The organism is Pedobacter suwonensis (assembly GCF_044762335.1).
GTDB lineage: Bacteria > Bacteroidota > Bacteroidia > Sphingobacteriales > Sphingobacteriaceae > Pedobacter.
In genome coordinates this window covers 407384-426262 of record NZ_JBIWEB010000003.1, presented here as the reverse complement: position 1 = coordinate 426262, position 18879 = coordinate 407384, and the positions used below count along the sequence as shown (strand labels likewise).

Genomic DNA, 18879 nt, shown 5'->3' with positions numbered 1-18879 from the left:
ATGGAATTTCCAGCATATCATATTATTCCCGAACCAAAACTAACTTTCGAAGCGCTATCCAATGCGCATGACATACATCCATTAAGGGGACTTAAAACGTTCAAGCCCTATTCTAGTAAACTAAACCCCATCGGTAAGATCAGAATTGCTGCTATTTATCCTGAAGGATCTTACCATATCATATCAAATCTAATAACAGAACTTCGTTCAACCCACTTGCCAAAGGAACGGACCGCATATCTGGAAAGTTTTACCGGTATTGAGGATATTTTCGGAGTAAAAGTAGAACTGGTTCCAGAAGCTACATCTATCTCTTTATCCACGCAAGATGTATTTAAGGAGGGCGTAGCTCCATATATTTCATTGAGCGAATCCATCAGCGGATGCATAAGGGAAATGTCCAAACGAAAACTCGAATACGACGTGCTGATGATCTATCTTCCGGATTTTTGGTCTCCGGGATTTGAGGACCTCGAAAAAGGATTTGATCTGCATGATTTTATCAAGGCCACATCGGCAATGCTCAATATTGCCAGCCAGGTTATAAGAGAGGGCAGTGCAATTAAATATAAGTGCCGATGCAGTGTAATGTGGAGACTTTCTATCGCCCTATATGTTAAGACTGGCGGAATTCCTTGGAAACTCTCAAACATCGACCAAAATTCAGCGTTTATAGGCCTGAGTTATGCCACACGGCTTAACCCAAATACAAACCAATATGACTATACTACCTGTTGCAGTCAGGTCTTTGATGCAGACGGTACAGGACTGGAATTTGTAGCTTACGATGCAGCCGAGATTGAAACCAGGGTCGGGGAGAATCCCTACCTCACCAGGGCAGAAATGAGGAAATTGATGTCAAGAAGCCTCGAGCTCTACCAGCGCAAGCATGCAGGAAGAAGACCTGAACGTCTAATTGTTCATAAAACAAGCCATTTTACACAAAGTGAGATTGACGGTGCCTTTGATGCTATCCCCGGAAACATTAATTTGGAGCTTTTACAGATTGTGCAGAACACCAATTTTAGGGGGATTCATTATCTTGACAAAAACGGGGAGAAAGGTGCCGATGGCTATCCATTGAACAGAGGTACTTATTTTCAGATCGGACCTCAGGAAGTGCTTTTATGGACACAAGGTAATGTTGATCTCAATAATAAAAAATATTTTAAGGAAGGAAAAAACATTCCCTCGCCAATCCTCATCCGAAGATTCGCTGGAGACGGTGGTTGGGACAGGAACTGTCAAGCCATTCTTGGGCTTACCAAAATGAACTGGAACCACGATGCACTTTACGACAGGTTACCCGTGACGCTGGGTTACGCCCAGTCACTTGCAACTACAATAAAAAGGATGAACAAACTCATTAACAAACCTTACGAATTTAGATACTTTATGTAAGTTCCGTAAACTAAAGTTTTGGTGCCTAAACTCTTGGCCCTTAGAAACCTATTATCAAAATCTTCAATTTTAAGGTTTTGATAATAGGTTGTTTAATCTATAGGAGCCTTGACCCACCAGGTATTATCACGTCTTATGTTTATTGGATTTCCATTTATGCGTCCCTAAACTCTGAACTTTCCATAATCCATTTTCTGATAATTACTTTCCTTGCCAATCTTTTTTTTCTAATTTTCGATTTTTTTGTATTTGTTTTTGGTTCTAGATTTTGGAGTTCTCGCCTCTCTTTTATCAACTCTGCGTAGCTGTCAAATTCTGGCACAGTTACGTATAAATCTCCTATAGCTTTGAGTTTTGAAACAAATGAGCTATTGATTGTGATTGCAGGTTCCTGACAATCTTTTTTATAATTCCTTTTAATTAAAGTATTAATGTATATCAGAATCTGAACAACTTCGTTAAACTGATCTGGGCGAAACTCTTTTCCATCAGATATTAATTTAGGTTTTATGATGGTCGAAATCAACAGTCTCTTCCCGCCTATATTTGCGTCTGCGAAGAGGTTGCTTAAATCAGAAAATGACTGAAGGGCGGATTTTGATACGGACTTTAACTTTTTCCAGGAAATTTGCTCTGCCTTTATTTCATCAAGCTCCCATTCAAGGTGCCTGATCTTTTTGTCGCTGGAATTTTTTATTAGCTCATATTCTTCACTTTCTAATTGTTTTTCCAGCATTAGTTCTCTAGCCCTAACGGCTTTTCTGTTTACTGCTTTTATCTCTGACGACAGCTGTTTTCTTTTTTCGGGTATTGGGCCTACCTGACTGGTATGCGCCTGGATCATCATTTTGATGAAAAGTCTTATTACTTCCTTATCTACAAACAAATCATTGATCAGTTCAATAAATTTTTGATTAGTCAAACTAGCTCTGAATCTCATTCCGCATTTGGAGGTACAGTGGTAATAATAAATTTTTGTTTTACTTCCTCCTGGAGCGCTGCCGGTTAGCTTTTTATTGCACTTACTGCAATATAAAAATCCACGCATTAGTAGTTGCTCCGGCTCTAGGATTCCAATGCCATGAGACTTTGATTTTATTTTAAGTTTTTTTTGAATACTATCAAATTGTTCTTCTGTAATGAGTGGTTGATGCCTTCCAATTACATAATAGGCTTCTTCATTTTGGTATTTTGGGACACTAACTTTGCCACAATACATTGGGTTATTGATTATGCAGTAAAAGTTATTTTTGCTGCAAACCAAACCCTTTTTATTTGCTATATGCAATACGTTTTCTGGAGCAAAGTCGTAATTTTCAAGGCAATAAAAAATCCATTGCACTATAGATGCTTGTGGTTCTTTTATTGCCACATACTTTTTCCCTTCCTCGGTTGTTTTGTTTATATAGCCTAAGGGGGCAGGTCCGGTCCATCTACCTTCTTTTTTCGCTCTTCTCAACCCTGCCTGAGTACTTAGTCCTTTGCGATCATTTTCAATTTCCGGCATTGTAAGATAAATAGCAAGCATTAATTTGTTCTCTGGCACATTGAGGTTTAAGGGTTGTTCAACAGCCTGAGCCTCTATGCCTAACTTTTTCAATGCGGCTATCGTTTGGTATGCGTCACTTGTATTCCGACTGAATCTGTCCCACCTGGTAAATAATAAAAGGTTGGACTCGTTTCTATTTCTTTTTAAGAATGCTAATAAATTGTTCCACTCAGGACGATTGAAGGTTTTTGCGGAAAAATCTTCTATTACTATCTGTCTGATATTAATTTTATTTAGCTCGCAATACTTTTCAAGTATATGTTTTTGTAGGTTTAATGAGTAGCCTTTTTCTGCTTGTTCATCCGTACTTACTCTTATATATAAATCTGCTGTTTTCATATGCTTCTCTTTTTTAATTATTTTACTGTTTTTAAATTATGAATTTGATCCATTTTCAGGATTTTCAAGTTTTTCAAAAAGTGATGCGATTTGAGCGATTTGAGCAATATCAGAGCTCGAGAAATGTCTTGTTAGCGACCCCGAGTTTTAAAAGCAGTTCTGAAAAGAGCTGCTTTTTTTGTTTTTACCTACCGTCGTCATGGATCAATACCAAAAGTTGTGGGATAATTTTTTTAGGCATACCATTGAGTTAGGGATCAAGCGGAAAAGTTGGGGAGAATTAAATAATTTCTTTCTTTTGTAGTTTATAACAATGGATCAACACGGATAAATGCCAAAAGTTGTGGAGTAGGATAAAAACAATGCACCTTAGTCTGGGACGTTGATTTTTAGGTTCGAGTCCCGTTACTGATTTGGGGTGTTTTGATAAACTCAATCAATAACTTTTTAAGAGAAGCTGATTAGGTGAAACACCAAATTTCTTTTTGAAGATAAATGAAAAATGAGAAAGGTCTTCAAAACCGACCTCCAGATAAATCTCCGTTGGCTTTTTCTTTTTTTCAACCAGATGGTAATAAGCCAGCTCCAATCTTTTGTCGGTTAACCATTTTTGGGGAGTAGTGTGGAACAGCTTCCTGAAGTCCCTGTTAAAGGTTGATAGGCTACGGCCTGTTAGATAGCCCAATTTTTCCAGTGACATGTTGAACATAAAGTTGCGCTGCATAAAATCAATCAGATCGATCTTGCCGGGTACATCAAAATTGGCCAGGACGCTATCTACGCTAGGTTCAATCAGCCTTAGGATATTGATGGCCTCTTCGATTTTAAGGTTGGCCAAACTTTCCGGGAATTCACTTTTCACATCAAAATAGGGTATTAATGATGCCAGGCAACTTTCCAACAGCGGGTGGTTACAGAACCGGTATATTTTCTGCAGGGGAGTTGTTTTCTTTTTAGGCTCGGTTTTTTCATAGAACTTCTTCAATCTTTCTGTAGACAGATGCATGACCACGGTCTTATGTGGCAATCCGTTTTTAGGATAGTTGATGATCGTGGCAAGTTCGTTCCTTGGGATCAGAAAAATATCCCCTGTTTTGAAATTGAAGGTAGATTCTGCCTGTATGATTTTGGTTTCCCCTGAAATAAACCATACCAGCATGTGATCATGAAACATCAGGTCGGATTTGAACAGTTTGTCTTCGTAGCTGGAGAGCTTGATGTCATTTGTCAGATATTTAGAGATATGTTCCATTGTGATAAAGTTATTGGTTTTTAATTAGATTCCATTAGATACACTGGCCGCCGTCGATCAGGTACTCCGAACCTGTGATGAAAGTGGCCTCGCCACTGGCTAGAGAGGCAATCAGTTTGACCAGTTCTTCCGCTTTACCGAACCCAGACAATGGAATGGTACCGATCATTTACTCTTCAAGGGATTGGTTCAACCCGATCTTATCCATGATCTTCCACAGGAAAGGGCTAACGGCATTGACCCTAATCTTGCGTCCGTAAAGTTCCAGTTCCACGATTTTCATGACCGCATTCAAGGCCGCTTTACTTGCCGGTGATGATCAACTGTTCGCCGTTTGCTTTTAGCTGTTTGGCAGTGGCACAGCCTATACCACCATTGCCGCCAGTAATCTGGGTGGTTTATCCTTTTAAGTTTTTCACGGCTTAGTTCACGTTAAATTTTATACCGGTCATTTCCTCGGTCAAATTCCACAGTTTTTTAGCACTGTTTTCGTCCAGCGAATATTCCATTACGCCAGTTTGATGCGGTTTAGCGACTGTCTGTATGGCGGGATCTTCCGATATCAGTTCGGCGATATCGGTATCTTCGCAGTACACGCCGCCGATGTTATTGAGCAGCGGACTGGTAGCAGCCCAAACGGATGTTGCCGCACCCTGTTGAATTTTTTTCAGGCTGGCCAAGATGTCCGGACGTATGTTCCCAGTTTCATCAAAAAAGCCCATCTGTTTGAAAAGTTCCATATCAGCATCCCTGGCCAGTTCTGTTCCGGCGATTGATCCAGGGTGCAGGGAGTATGCTCTTACCTGGTGCGCTTTTGCGCGGTTATCAAGTTCCAATGCAAATAGATTGCTCGCCGTTTTTGATTGTCCGTATCCAATAAGTGTTTGGTATTCCCTGTGCTCGAAGTTGGGGTCGTCGAAATTGAAAGGAGAAATGTGATGTCCCAATGAGGAGACATTGACAACGCGTGCGCCTTTGGCGTTTTTTAGTGCTGGCCATAATCTTGCTACCAATTGGAACTGTCCAAAGTAATTGGTAGACAGTTGTGATTCGAAACTGCGGCTGTCTCTTTGTAAAGGCATCCACATGATTCCAGCATTATTGATGAGCAAGTGCAATGGCCTGCCAGATTCCAGGAATTTTTCAGCGAATGCATCGATGGTTTCGGGTCTGGCAAGGTCCATTGTTTCGGTTTCCACTTTTTGAATGCCTTTTAGGTTTTTCTTCGCTTTTTCGATGTCCCTTGCTGGTACAATTACAGTTGCGCCAGCTGCTGCCAGTACTTTTGTAGTTTCGAGACCAATGCCGGTGTTACCACCGGTTACAATAGCGATCTTTCCTGTGAGGTCTATGCCTTTGATGACTTCGGTTGCTGTTGAGTTAGCGCAAAAACCTGAACCCAATGGGTGTTGTAACGCGCCTTGATAGTTGTTCTTTTTCATTTTGTTTTGATTAAATGTGATAAGACAAATGTAGGAGGTTGATTAACGGTGGATTTTGTTTGGCGTGTCAATTTGCTTTGTTTAGAAAGTCATATCTTTTGTTATCGGTATTAGGCTAGCAAAATTATGAACATAAACTGGCTTGTTTTTTTTCTAAAATTTTCAAAAAAAAAGTGGCCTGTTTCCATCAGTTTACTAATAAATGTTTTCAAATACGTAGCGACATTGACCCGAAAGAGGCTGCCTTTTTGATACAGCCTAAGCTTTTATAATTCTTAATCAAGCGATGAAATTACCTTTCCCTGAATTGGCTAAAATGCCCCGATTTCACTACGTCAGGGAATCCATGGTTGCTGACCTTTGTACTATATCAAATTTTAAATCATTAAAAAATGAAACCAGTGTCTCGCCCCTGGATTTCAGGCGTTCTTTGAATTGACTTAGTTCAAAACACAATTACCTCATTTTGTTGCGACTTATTGTTCCTTAACTATATACAAGAAAATAATTTTGTTGGGGCAGACATGGCAAGAAAATACTTGCAGATGGGTTATACCCGCGCCAGGCGATACGCCAATTATAAAGGCGGAAAGAAATACGATAAAACCAGGATTATACGCCACTTGAGCGGGGCACTGGGTCGATAGAGAAAGCTAAATCCGCAGCAATATTCTACGCCACCTATAAATTAGCAGAGGCCCATCCGGTTTACAAGTCAATGAAGGCAGTCTGGAAAAAACGGCTGGGATAACAAATTCAAATGCCACCATAATTGAAAGCAAGATTTGTCCGGTAATATTCAGAATTGCTTTTTAGGAATATAATTGCTGTTCATCGGTATAATAACTGGTCCTTCCGCCGATCTTTTCTGACTTCACGACTGCTCCGGAAGGAGATTTTTTCAGCTTTGCCCCATGTACTTTCATAAAGTCGCGCAGCTCGCCGCGAAGCTCATCTCCGTTCTCTTTTGCAATAGCTGTAATGGCTTCTTTCAAAACAGACTTCAAACTATGGAACAATTTATTGACGATTTTTTCCGGTATGGTTGAGCTGATCGAAAACGGAGATACTCTGGCATCCCACAGGATCTCATCTGCATATGAATTACCAATGCCCTGTATCTTCTTCTGGTCCATCAGCACCTCCTTAACCATTTTCTTGCTCTTGAACAGCACCCCGGTAAAATAATCTTTATCCATTTCAAGCGCATCTGGTGCCTTAGCAGCGTCAGGATTTAAGGTAGGTGTTGCCGCACGCAAGCTATCTACTAAGGCAAAGCCCTCACCCCCTGAAAAAATGAAAAGCAAGTATGGTATATTTTGGCAGCTCCGAATCGCTATGCATCGCCTCCAGTTCGCCCCTAAGCATCAGATGAACCTGTAGAATTTCCTTACCGAAATGAAAGTGCAAAGTTTTTCCATAGCGTAAAACATTCGAAAGCTTTTTTCCTTCGAGCTTGGCCTTGAGCTGTGCAGCAGTCACGTTTAGCTTTTTTATCACTTTTACTTCCAATTCCTTTAGGGTTTTACCCTTGAACCGGCGCGAAAGGATCTGCGCAAACACTTCTAAGTCTGGTAGTTCAGCCATAACATATTTTAAGATTAAACACGCCAATTTTTATATTCTTACGGATCTTACTGATCGATGTGCAGGATTGAAACACTGTTCATGCCCGAAAGTTTTAGACCTACCCTTCAGCAGATACTAATAGGTATCCCTAACGATCTGGCGCAGCATATTCAGGTTGGCATGTGCCTCCCCCATCGTGTTATTGAAATACACGAATACCTTTTTACCTTCTGAAAGCCACTCGGTCACATAACTTGCATACTCGTACATTACGTCGTCAGCGTAACTTCCCCTGTAGTTTCCTCCCGGACCATGAAACCTGAGGTAGATAAAACCGGGATGGCTTTCCCTTACCGGAGAACTGGCAGGCGACTTATCATGTATCACCATACCAAGCTCAAACTCGTCCAAAAGTTCATACACCTCATCTATATATAAGGAGGGATGTCGAAATTCCAAAGCGATCTTCCACTCAAAAAAAGGATCATGAGTTCTAAGCACCGACATGAGAAAGCGCAACTGCGCAAAATGAGCAATCCTTATGCTCGGGGGGAACTGCACCAAAAGACAGGCCTTTTTATCCTCCACATGCGAAATAACTGAAAAGAATCTGGATACAATCTCGGGATCAAAGGACAGGTCCTTATTGTGGGTCACCTCCTTAAAAAGCTTAAAAGTGAACCGAAATTTCTCAGGCACATCAGCTGCCCATTTTTTCATCGTGGAAGCCTGCGGTATTTTATAAAAGGAAGAATTGATCTCGATAGAATCCATCAGCGAGGCATAATAGCACAGCCTGCTCTTCTCTTGAAATTCTTTGGGGTAGTGCAATTTATTGGGAACGGGCAACAACAGCCCGCTGGTACCCGAGTAATAGTTTTCAAAAGCGATGTCCATATGAACTAAACAAGTAGAATAGAAAAATTGTTGAACGGCCAGATCAGAAGAAAGGCTGCGCTAGGCATTAATTTAAAAATCCCTAAAACAAAAAAACAGCTTTTTTTCAGAACTGCTTTGAAACTCTGGCTAAGTAGTGGTGCGTCATTCGAACTATTTTTGTGGTGGGATTAATTGAAACATTGATGTTCGAAAATTTTAGAAGAGTAACGATTTAATTAGCGTATTCAAATATGGGTAAACTGCATAAAAAATTCTTAAACATTAGAAAAAAAAGGAACATTTTAAATATCTTTTCACTGCTATCTTTTGCGAGTTCTGGCGTCCGAAACCTCCAAAACTGGCCAATCTCAGATTTATAAGGCTCGCAGATCAGAACACCTTGTTCGCCTTTGCCAACCCTGTATTTTTCGGGATTACTTCTATAATTGATATCTTTTTTCCAAGGATATTTTTGGTTGTCAAAATCAAGGTAAGTTGGCTTTCCTGTTACTGGCATAGCTAAGCAACATATCCGCTTATGGTTATGTTTTTATTCCTGTGAAATTACGATAGAGACAGCTATTGGATAATCAATTATAACAAGGAGAATTAGGAGATCATTCCAACTTAAGGGGCTATTATCCACCAGCGATGGCAGAAAAAAATAATTTAGGCTACGAAAGAAGCATTTTGAACAAATCCGGACATTTGAGCTATTAAAAAATCAGATTTAAATAATCGTTGGTTAGGGCTATTGAGTCCTATTCATATCGGACTGATCTTATTGCTTTTTGTTAAGCCTGGGTTTGGTAGCGGCGTTTTGCTTAGACTTTATCGTTGCAGCAGTTGTGCTTTTTGATGATTTGCTTACAGGCTTTCTTGACGAAGTTTTCTTCTTTGGGGCATTTTTGACCCGGTATTCAAGCAAGTAGAGTCTGGTCTGCCATTTTTCGATGGTGGTATCTATGTTTTTTGGAAAGCCTGTTGATTCTAACAGACCAAGTACATGCGCCAGCTCACGTGTGCTGTCTGCTTTGGCCTTGTTTTCTTTCATCCAGTCTTGTTGTTTCGTTTCGTAGGCTTTCCGGTATTCGGCTATGGCCTTTTGAATGAGCTCGATTTCATCCTCTTTTGATTTAGCTTTGCGCAACAGTACCATCTGCCTGTTCCATGCATGAGAATTTGTGGGGTCTGTCCGCGAAGCTTGCTGGTAGCGTTTTAATGCGGCAGCGCTATCGCCCGCTCTTTCCAGTTCGAGCGCAGCATCAAACTGCTCCTTTGACTGTATCTGTTTTCGTCTAAACATAACTGATTTCGGAACAATTAGCCAGGGCTATTGTTTGATAAAAGACAGTAGTGGTTATGACTACACGATGACCCTCGGGCAATGAGCGTAATGCTAACTTTGAATTTAGCAATTAATGAAATGAAGAAAATCGGATTTTTATCTTTCGGGCATTGGTCCGAACATCCCTCATATCAGGCTCGTACCGCCAGTGATACTTTGCTGCAGTCTATAGATTTGGCCGTTGCGGCTGAAGAGATCGGGCTCGACGGCGCGTATTTTAGGGTACACCATTTTGCGAGACAACTGGCATCGCCCTTTCCGCTGCTTTCGGCAATTGGTGCAAAAACTTCAAAGATCGAAATCGGAACGGGGGTTATCGATATGCGCTATGAAAACCCTTTGTATATGGTTGAGGATGCGGGTGCCGCCGACCTGATCTCTGGTGGCAGGTTACAACTGGGCATCAGCAGGGGTTCGCCCGAGCAGGTGGTTGAAGGCTGGCGGCATTTCGGTTTTTCGCCAAAGGACGGCGAGAACGATGCGGATATGGGCAGGCAAAAGGCTTTGGAGTTTTTGGAAAGACTGAATGGCGAAGGTTTTGCAAGGCCGAATCCAAATCCAATGTTTCCCAATCCTCCGGGATTGTTAAGGTTAGAGCCCTATTCTGAGGGGCTGCGCAAACGCATCTGGTGGGGAGCTGCTTCTAATGCCACTGCGGTGTGGGCGGCAGAGCACGGCATGTACCTGCAGAGTTCTACATTGAAGTTTGATGAAAATGGCAAGCCCTTCAGCGTTCAGCAGGCTGAGCAGATCAGGTTGTATAAGGAAGCCTGGAAAAAGGCTGGACATGATCGCGAGCCAAGGGTGTCTGTCAGCCGTTCTATATTTGCGCTGATGAACGATCAGGACAGGTATTATTTCGGACAGCAGGGGAAGGCTGCAGATAGTTTTGGTTATATTGAACCCACTCAACGGGCAGTTTTCGGCAGGGGGTATGCCGCTGAACCCGATCAGCTGATAAAGCAACTGGCAGCAGACGAGGCCATACAGGAAGCAGATACGGTATTGTTGACCATTCCAAACACGCTGGGTGTAGATTACAACATTCATATTTTATCTGCCATTCTGGAGCATGTTGCGCCAGGACTTGGTTGGAGATAGCCGAATTCGATTTTTTTTTAAAATCGCAGCAAACATATTGGCGATAATGATGTTTATATACTGAGAGCGTTAATTTAGATAAGCGGGAAGAGCCTTTGGTTTTTTCCGCTTTCTTGTTTCTGTATGATATACAAACGATTAAAAGAAATTAAAATTTTGGGGATAATGGTGGCATCAAAGGCGGAGTGATTAATTTAAATTAAATGACAGGCTTCCCTACGGAATGCATATATAGCCGGCCTTCCTTATGCAGTTACATCGAAAAGCAGCAATATCTTTATGTCTCTGAGTAACCGGAATCTTTGGCAAAATCAGGCTGATCTCTGCCATGCATCTGCCTTTGCTTATTTTTAAAAAGGTAATGCGCATTAAAAACGATAACCGACAGGAAGATAATACTGTAGGCCGCCATTTGCAAGGGACTGATCGGCTCAAGATATACCAGAGCTGCTATAGCAAATGCAATAATGGGATTGATATTAAGCAACATGCCCACTGTTGATGAATTTAAACCCTTTAAGGCATACAAATTCAGAAATAATGGAATTACTGTAAAGCCAAGTGCTATCAATTCTATCAGTACCCAAAACGTCGTCTTGCTAGGTATACGCCCACTGTAGGCAGGGTAAAATGGAAGCAGCAGCAGGGCAGAAAGTACAATATGGAAGGTGAGGGTGATGAACTGATCAAACCCAACATTTTTACGCTGGCTTACCAGGTACGCGGCATAACTTGATCCAATAATGATACCATAAACCATATCCATAATATTGGCATAAGATAGGAGTAAACATCCAAGTATGCTCAATGCAACAGCTATCCATTGTATTTTATTGAGCTTTTCGTGCAAAAGCCAGTAAGCAAGCAATGTCGTAATAATCGGGCACACGAGATAGGCAAGTGAGGTGGCCTTAATGCTTACGTGGTTGAGCACGTAAATAAATGAGAACCAGTTAATATTTAAAAGAATACTTCCACTTACATTCAGTAAAAGCATATTTCGTTTTTGTTTAGCAGGTAAAGCTTTAATATCTGAGAAAGCTTTAAGCAAATCGGCACGCTTAAATAAGGCGGTAATGAAAACCATTAATATGGCGCAGCTAAAAATGCGGTAAAATAAAATATCTACCGAAGCATATCCGCTCAGCGGTTTTAAAACTAAGCTAAAAAAGCCCCAGGTCGCATATGCGAATATAGCAGCAAGGTAATATTTTGCGGTTTTCAATTTGCCTGAATGTTGATCTTATAATATCCATAAACATGTAAAGCACATTTATGACATGAAATACAAATTAACATATATTTATTGATCTTTTAACTCCTTATTGTATCATAGCCGACGTTCGGCTTTACGGGACTTGCCATCCCAGCAGATGCCGGTGATGCTCCGGCAAGCATTTTACAAAAATATATTAAGTTGGTTTGGTACTAACTGATCATTTTTTTTAGATCTACCGTTCGCTCAACATGCTCAACAAGGAATTGATACGTTGGAAGCAATGAAAGAAATGAGCTAGCAGTTTGTTGTTGACAGTTGGATAAGCTTGCTGGAAAACTTAACAGACCGGTCGCACAATTCATCAGATACCCGGCAGATTTGAAGTGATGTCAATGATGAGCAACATGGAGCGGGAAGGAGGCAGCTCTATTAAAAACATACACCGAAAAGATTCTCAACAGATTGGTAGAAAATCAAAACTTTCAACGCTGTTATACGTTAACAAACGCAGATACTACTATCGCCATCGAAAATCGATCGCTGTGACCGTATTGGAATCACTTAAAATCGATACCGATGGAAAAACACATACTCATCATTGAAGATGATCAAGAAATCAGTGAATTATTTCAAATGATCTTTGAAACGGTAGGTTATCATACTACTGTATTGAACATTGCACCTAATCCTGAATTTATCGATAAGGGAGGCTTCCATTTGATTGTAATGGATATCAGACTCATCGGATCACGATATAATGGTAATGAATTATGCAGATTGTTCAAATCGAGCTATCCTAACAATAAAACACCTGTTTTATTGATGTCGGCTGAGTCTGACGGAGATATTTTAGCACGGGAATGCGGAGCAGACGGCTTTATGGGTAAACCTTTTGATGTTGATAATCTGCTGACACGTGCTTTCGAAATGATGGTTTGGCATTCATACTAAGCTTAGCATGAGTTAATATGACATTTACTTTGCTTTTTCTTTCTGATTGTTTTTGAACATGATTGATATGCTAATCATTAAAGGGTAAGCAGGTCAGTTCTCGACTTATTACTGATCAAACTCAAAATCCATTTCTTTTCCGGATATAAGGTTATACACTACTTTCCCATTTTTAATAATATAAAAAATATCCATCTGCCCTCGTTTATACCGGATATACGCAACCAGGTTTTTGTTTTGTCCATCGAAAGTATTACTACTACCTTCATCTTTTTTATTTGGCAGATCTAAATCGCGGTAAACATAAACGGAATAGAAATCATAGTCTGGTAAAATCGCAGAATTGATTTTCCTGCTGATTTTATCCCCAAGCAGTGCATAGGTTGATTTTTTATAGAAAAAGTTTCCCCTGATATAAAAATAGTCAATGCGATTGTTATTTGTTCCTGATTTAAATTGTTTAACATCTTGACTTAAGGGCTTGAGTTCAAAATGTTGTTGTTTGCGGTTGTTGCAGGCGGTGAGTGCTAAAAGTAAAATAATCAAATGTTTCATGGTCCGTTTAATTCGTATTGGTCTTTACAATCCTGCCCTGGTCTCAGGTTATATTACTGAACAATATCTTTCTCTTTTAAACCTTTATTTCCGGTTTTAACAATGAGGATTGATGTATTATTGATCATAGAGCAAGCTTTACAGCTTATCGAAATTTTAAATCATATTCACTTTTGTCCAAAAAGACAAGCGGATTATCGGTCTCAATCATCTCTTTAATGGCCATCTTTTTATCGTCAGACTTGTTATAAAAAGATTCCGCTATTTTATATCCGATTCTATAGCCCAGATCGCCAGGCCTGTTTTTGCTGCTTGCCGCATTGAATAACCAATTCTGGAGATTTTTGGCGCAGAGTTCGCTCTTCATTTCCTGCCAAAGTTCCTTTTCGTGTGCAGTTGCATACAGCGAAGCGCGGCTACCGGTTTCCTGATTTCTCCTCATAATCAACACCTCAGAAATAAAACTGGCAATACCCTCTTTAATCACATTTTCAAGTAAAACACACTCACAGGCTGTCGGATTCATTTTTCGCTGTTGGGTATGAATATATTCGTGGGCAATGGTCTCCCTTACAAAATTTAAAACGTCTGCCTGATCTGATCGCGCTAATATATCTGATCTTAAATTTTCATTAGTGATTTCTGAAACATCACAATTCTTATCCCCGGCGATCATCTCCAGCCCTATTAAAACATAATTGTTGGAAATGGTACCTCCAGAAGACATTGGTCCGATAGTGATGGCTATCTTGGCCTCCTTTCCATTGGGATATAACGAACGGGTCTGCCTGATGATATCCGATAAGCGTTCCGAATCTGAAAATAACAGGGTGTTTTGACGTACGCTTTCATAAAATTTTTTATATTTTCTAATCCTGTCAGTATAAAATTCGGGCGAAAAATACCTGACTTTCGCAAATTCCTTCAAACCGTTTGTAGCCCTGTCAAGATATTTACTTTGAATAATATTAACGCTGTCGCCATAGGTTTTAGCAGCTTTTAAGGCATCGAATGCTTCCCAGAAATGCTTGATGTCAATAGTTGAAACATCTTTGGCGTTTTCGGGTTCAAGGGCTTTGGCAATCTTTCTTCTCCGCTCCAGCACACTTTTACTTAGCCGGGCAAAATTCATACTGATTACCCCATCTGGTGAAGGTTTTGGAGAGACTGATTTGATGTTGATTTTATAAAGTCCGCCTTTTGCGGGTTCATACTCCAACTTGTCGGTTCCTTTATTTCCGTCGGCAAGATCTGTTGATAGGATTTTTTCACCAGCTTCATTATAGAGATTAATTTCAATATCAATATTTTCCTGATAAACCTTAATCAGATAAACTTCACCCTTTTTAAGCCGTACATTATAGTTTAATTCGTTTTCGCCACTAAATGCAGTCTTTTTATCATTCTGCTTAAAATCAACAAAATTCTGAGCATAGGAAACAGCGTGCAGTAAAATAAATAGAACGGTAAATAATTTAAACATGTTTTTATTTTAACAGACACTTTAAAATGTATATCGTTGCAATATTTTAAAAATTATCCGTAGAAATTACTTCGGTAATATGTTTCATCGTTCAAGTTAAAATTTATTTATTTTAATATTAATTAGATAATTTGCTCTGCTGAGTTCAGCTATAAATTAGTTTTTCAATATTATAAATAAAATGATTTATTTATATAAATTAAGCAAGACTGGTCTTGTACAATTCACTTAAACTCCCTTAAAATGCTGTCGAAATTTAATACAGCCCTTATTTTTTTTCTCCTGTTCAATTTATTGCATTCAGTAACTTTTTCACAGATTATACTTCCTTTTGAATTATATGATAATAAAAGTATTCTGATCAAACTGCCTGCATTGAACGGCAAGGATTCGTTAACTTTCTTTTTTGATACAGGTGCCTCGACCATTTTACTCGATAGCCATGTAGCCGAAAAATTCAAGATTAAGGCAGATCTTCACCAGGAGATCCGCGGGGCAGGGGGCATTAAAATGTACAGCTATACTACGGGACAAAAAATTTTTCTAAATGAATCGGTAAGTATTGATCATTTAAATTTTGTTCTTGATGATCTTTCCAGACTTAATGCAACGGTTGGTAGAAAGTTTGACGGTATTATTGGGAATGATATCCTGAGCAATTATTTAACTGTGGTAAATATTACAAAAAGACAGATATTGTTGTATCCTTTTAAAACACAATTAAACACGGCTGATTATAAGACCATCGATTTGTTCTGGATGACGGAATACCTATCCCACGTTTTGGCGTTGATGTGCATTTATTGAATGGGGAAAAGTTTTCCGGAGATATATTGTTTGATAGCGGCGCGGGCCTGGGACTGCTTTTTAATACCCCTTTCCAGCAACAACATGATTTATTAACAAAAATAGGCAAAACTGTTTCGAGTACGCAGAACAGTTTAACCACCAAAAGTGCCACTACACTTGCAGTCATTGCTTCTCTTTCTATTGGTCCATATATTTTCAAAGGGAAACTGCCTGTAAGTATATCGTCAGACGGGGAGGGGGTGAGTGCTTCTGAAAAGTACCTGGGTATATTGGGCAGCCAGATTATACATCGTTATGATTTTATTTTGGACTTTAGTGCCAGGAAACTCTACCTGAAACCAAATTTTTTATATCAACAGGATTTTACTACCGCTGTTGCGCCTTTTAAAATTATCCTGCAGGGAGGGAAGGTGATGATAGACGAAATCATGGAGCAATCTGCAGCCTACCGTTGCGTCCTTCGGAAGGGCCAGGTAATTACTGCAATCAATAAATTGGAATCCAAAGATTTAAAGGACTATCGGAAAATGCTTTTGAATGAAAATAAAGAGGTTGAAGTAAGCTATATTGACAACGACGGGCAAGCCAAAAAATGCGTGTTTAAGATAGAGAAATTATTATAAAGATTCTTATCCGAAGGAGTTCCAGACGAAGATATCGGATTGAGCGCAAATTTTTGCTGCTATCCGTTATGCAAAGGTTATCCGCTCTGTCCGGCGTGGCCCCCAATAAGCCAGCTACCGGAAACTTCACCGCTGGTTTGGATAAGATTCCAGGTCATTGCCGAAATAAGAGGTGAGGTTATACTGAAAATGCTTCCGCGATAAAGGTTTTAGAAAAGGCAGGCTTGTCTTAAAACTTTCAGTCAGTTTCGTTGGTTGTAACACCATGCAGATTTTATCCCCTACGGCTGCGCAGGAGTCAGCGAAAAAATTATATCCCTATCAGCAGTATGCGATAGAAACCCTGTTCGAAAAAATGCAGGCCGGCAGTGAGCAGCTGCGTTTGCTCTTCCAGTTGCCTACGGGCGGGGGTAAAACGGTTATCTTTTCTGAAATTGCCAATCGTTTTATAAAGCAATTTGGAGAAAAGGTCATCGTGCTCACACACAGGCAAGAGTTATGCAAACAAACTTCGCTTGCCATGAAAAATGCCGGCGTTTTTAATAAGGTGGTAGACAGGAAAGTTAAACGGATACCTAAAAAAGATTATTATCACTGCTATGTAGCCATGGTGGAAACCCTGAAACACAGAATAGATGATGGTCTGATCGATACTAACGGGGTAGGCCTCGTCATTGTAGATGAGGCCCATCACAATTCCTTCCATAAACTGCTTAAAAAATTTCCGTTTGCCAGGATAATAGGGGTTACAGCCACACCCTTTTCGGCAGATGCAGCGCTGCCGATGAAGAGTTTTTATACTGAGCTGGTGCTTGGAGAGCAGATCAACTCACTGATCGAAAAGGGTTTTCTGGCAAAACCAAAGAGTTTTGCCTATGATGTAGAACTCAATACGCTGAACAGGGGCATACATGGCGATTATACGGTGAGCAGCTCAGATGAGCTATATTCGTCGAAAGTAATGCTCGATCTTTTGGTTCATGCCTACAGGGAACATGCCATTGGGAAAAAGACGTTGATTTTCAATAACGGCATATTTACCTCCCGAAAGGTATTGGAAGTTTTTGAGCAGGCAGGTTATCCCATCCGACATCTCGATAACCATACCGAAAATGCAGAAAGGATTGAAATATTAAAATGGTTTAAAAAGACAAAAGGTGCGATATTAACATCAGTATCGATATTAACTACCGGTTTTGATGAACCGTCTGTGCAGTCGGTTATCCTCAACCGTGCCACTACCTCACTTACACTTTATCACCAGATGATCGGCAGGGGAGCAAGGCGTTTGTCGGGTAAAAAGACTTTTAATATTATCGACCTGGGTAATAATGCAGAAAGGTTTGGAGAATGGGATGCTCCGGTGGATTGGCAGCATGTATTCGAAAACCCCGAAATCTACCACCAGATCCTGGCAAAGGCCAGCGAGGATATCCATCAGATGCCTGCCGAAATGAGAAACAGCTTTCCCAATAGCACGGAGATCGCATTCGATGTGCTTGCCGCTTACCAAACAGCTATGGATAAAGGGGAAAAATCAAAAACAGTGCTCCGCGATTCTATCAGGCAACATGCCATGATGTGCATTGACAATGCTGACACGGTGAGCAATGCATTAGCATTGGTAACTGAACTTGATAAGGAAATCGACTGGAGGATAAAACAATACGCGAAATGCCTGGGTTCTGTAACCAAAAACTATATTAAGTGGTTGGGAAGCGACTACAGGAGCCGTTTGCATGGCCTGATCGAAAAAATAATGTCGAGACGGGCGGCAATGCGCACAGCGGTTTAGTCTGTACATGATAAAATGTTTTAAACGATGAAAATCATCATTACTTTTTTAATTTTGAGTCTACCTGGCCTAACATTTTGCCAAACAGGCAAATTATTTAAAGGCACTATCAATCATAAAATAAAAATCGCCTTTTATCTCGAAGGATTAAATGAAGGAACAAACGCCGATCCCATTATCGGAAGTTATCAGTATGACAAGGGAAAGGGATACATTTTGTTGAACGGACATAAAAATAATGATGGTGATATCAGTTTGATTGAATGGTCATCCGTAAATTTCACGGGAACTTTTTTAGGTACAATTAGAAAAAATAAAATCACTGGAAGATGGATCAGTGCAAATCAAAAAGAAGATTACCCTTTTGACTTAACTGAAGTTGTTGCAGATCACGCACAGTTAAGTGATTTTAAAAGAGCAATATCAAATAAAGCCTCAGAATTTAGAAATTATTAATGCTTTCATTTTTTGTTATTCAATTTTGAGTTGCATTGCCCTTGCTCACGGAGGGAAACTTTTGTCATTGTAAACATTTGAAAAGCTTTCAGCGCCGCTTATGGGGC

Annotated in this window: 20 protein-coding genes; 8 read left to right on the top strand and 12 right to left on the bottom strand. The window is 40.1% G+C overall.

All coding sequences use genetic code 11. The features are described from left to right. Positions 1-1401 carry an argonaute/piwi family protein gene (locus ACIQXP_RS07645; RefSeq protein WP_387504900.1) on the top strand — a complete coding sequence of 467 codons (1401 nt, stop codon included), beginning with the start codon at positions 1-3 and terminating at the stop codon, positions 1399-1401. Between the two features lie 154 nt (positions 1402-1555). On the opposite strand, the gene ACIQXP_RS07640 is transcribed toward ACIQXP_RS07645, so the two are convergent. From ACIQXP_RS07640 to ACIQXP_RS07625, 4 genes are all read right to left on the bottom strand, one after another. Next, positions 1556-3289, bottom strand: a complete 1734-nt coding sequence (locus tag ACIQXP_RS07640) for a recombinase family protein (protein WP_387504901.1) — start codon at positions 3287-3289, stop codon at positions 1556-1558. A 436-nt stretch (positions 3290-3725) separates the two neighbouring features. Then, entirely contained in the window at positions 3726-4541 is an 816-nt protein-coding gene (locus ACIQXP_RS07635; protein WP_387504902.1) for a helix-turn-helix domain-containing protein, read from the bottom strand. A 34-nt stretch (positions 4542-4575) separates the two neighbouring features. Continuing rightward, on the bottom strand, positions 4576-4710 hold the full coding sequence (locus tag ACIQXP_RS07630; RefSeq protein ID WP_387504903.1) for an SDR family oxidoreductase: 135 nt from the start codon (positions 4708-4710) through the stop codon (positions 4576-4578). 253 nt (positions 4711-4963) lie between these two features. Further along, complete coding sequence (locus tag ACIQXP_RS07625) at positions 4964-5983, bottom strand: SDR family NAD(P)-dependent oxidoreductase (RefSeq protein ID WP_387504904.1); 1020 nt, start codon at positions 5981-5983, stop codon at positions 4964-4966. Between the two features lie 524 nt (positions 5984-6507). Between ACIQXP_RS07625 and ACIQXP_RS07620 the strand changes: the two genes are divergently transcribed. Then, positions 6508-6630 (top strand): DUF4385 family protein, encoded by a 123-nt coding sequence (locus tag ACIQXP_RS07620; protein WP_387504905.1) that lies wholly within the window; start codon positions 6508-6510, stop codon positions 6628-6630. Positions 6631-6795: 165 nt separating this feature from the next. On the opposite strand, the gene ACIQXP_RS07615 is transcribed toward ACIQXP_RS07620, so the two are convergent. The 5 genes from ACIQXP_RS07615 to ACIQXP_RS07595 form a co-directional block, all read right to left on the bottom strand. After that, positions 6796-7290, bottom strand: coding sequence for an Fpg/Nei family DNA glycosylase (locus ACIQXP_RS07615; RefSeq protein WP_387504906.1), 495 nt, complete (start codon positions 7288-7290; stop codon positions 6796-6798). Further along, positions 7265-7570: a DNA-formamidopyrimidine glycosylase family protein gene (locus tag ACIQXP_RS07610; RefSeq protein ID WP_387504907.1), complete on the bottom strand. Its 306-nt coding sequence runs from the start codon at positions 7568-7570 to the stop codon at positions 7265-7267. The genes ACIQXP_RS07615 and ACIQXP_RS07610 overlap by 26 nt, the downstream gene beginning before the upstream one ends. Before the next feature lie 117 nt (positions 7571-7687). Continuing rightward, a complete protein-coding gene (locus tag ACIQXP_RS07605; protein ID WP_387504908.1) occupies positions 7688-8449 on the bottom strand; it encodes a DUF72 domain-containing protein in 762 nt (253 codons plus the stop codon). 214 nt (positions 8450-8663) lie between these two features. Next, the gene (locus ACIQXP_RS07600; RefSeq protein ID WP_387504909.1) at positions 8664-8948 is read right to left on the bottom strand and encodes a DUF4385 family protein; all 285 of its coding nucleotides are present in this window, start codon (positions 8946-8948) and stop codon (positions 8664-8666) included. A 264-nt stretch (positions 8949-9212) separates the two neighbouring features. Continuing rightward, a complete protein-coding gene (locus tag ACIQXP_RS07595; protein WP_387504910.1) occupies positions 9213-9737 on the bottom strand; it encodes a hypothetical protein in 525 nt (174 codons plus the stop codon). A gap of 120 nt (positions 9738-9857) precedes the next feature. Between ACIQXP_RS07595 and ACIQXP_RS07590 the strand changes: the two genes are divergently transcribed. Continuing rightward, positions 9858-10880, top strand: coding sequence for an LLM class flavin-dependent oxidoreductase (locus ACIQXP_RS07590; RefSeq protein WP_387504911.1), 1023 nt, complete (start codon positions 9858-9860; stop codon positions 10878-10880). Between the two features lie 277 nt (positions 10881-11157). Here the strand turns inward: ACIQXP_RS07590 and ACIQXP_RS07585 are convergent, their stop codons facing one another. Continuing rightward, the gene (locus ACIQXP_RS07585; RefSeq protein ID WP_387504912.1) at positions 11158-12105 is read right to left on the bottom strand and encodes an EamA family transporter; all 948 of its coding nucleotides are present in this window, start codon (positions 12103-12105) and stop codon (positions 11158-11160) included. 570 nt (positions 12106-12675) lie between these two features. On the opposite strand from ACIQXP_RS07585, the gene ACIQXP_RS07580 reads away from it, so the two are divergent. Beyond that, complete coding sequence (locus ACIQXP_RS07580) at positions 12676-13050, top strand: response regulator transcription factor (RefSeq protein ID WP_387504913.1); 375 nt, start codon at positions 12676-12678, stop codon at positions 13048-13050. Positions 13051-13158: 108 nt separating this feature from the next. On the opposite strand, the gene ACIQXP_RS07575 is transcribed toward ACIQXP_RS07580, so the two are convergent. After that, complete coding sequence (locus tag ACIQXP_RS07575; protein WP_387504914.1) at positions 13159-13605, bottom strand: hypothetical protein; 447 nt, start codon at positions 13603-13605, stop codon at positions 13159-13161. Positions 13606-13750: 145 nt separating this feature from the next. Then, complete coding sequence (locus ACIQXP_RS07570) at positions 13751-15088, bottom strand: gliding motility protein GldB-related protein (protein ID WP_387504915.1); 1338 nt, start codon at positions 15086-15088, stop codon at positions 13751-13753. 243 nt (positions 15089-15331) lie between these two features. On the opposite strand from ACIQXP_RS07570, the gene ACIQXP_RS07565 reads away from it, so the two are divergent. From ACIQXP_RS07565 to ACIQXP_RS07550, 4 genes are all read left to right on the top strand, one after another. Then, the gene (locus tag ACIQXP_RS07565) at positions 15332-15895 is read left to right on the top strand and encodes a retropepsin-like aspartic protease (RefSeq protein ID WP_387504916.1); all 564 of its coding nucleotides are present in this window, start codon (positions 15332-15334) and stop codon (positions 15893-15895) included. Further along, the gene (locus tag ACIQXP_RS07560) at positions 15892-16521 is read left to right on the top strand and encodes a hypothetical protein (RefSeq protein ID WP_387504917.1); all 630 of its coding nucleotides are present in this window, start codon (positions 15892-15894) and stop codon (positions 16519-16521) included. The genes ACIQXP_RS07565 and ACIQXP_RS07560 overlap by 4 nt, the downstream gene beginning before the upstream one ends. 265 nt (positions 16522-16786) lie before the next feature. After that, positions 16787-18316: a DEAD/DEAH box helicase gene (locus ACIQXP_RS07555; protein ID WP_387504918.1), complete on the top strand. Its 1530-nt coding sequence runs from the start codon at positions 16787-16789 to the stop codon at positions 18314-18316. A gap of 27 nt (positions 18317-18343) precedes the next feature. Further along, complete coding sequence (locus ACIQXP_RS07550; protein WP_387504919.1) at positions 18344-18772, top strand: hypothetical protein; 429 nt, start codon at positions 18344-18346, stop codon at positions 18770-18772. The last annotated feature ends 107 nt before the right edge of the window (positions 18773-18879 follow it).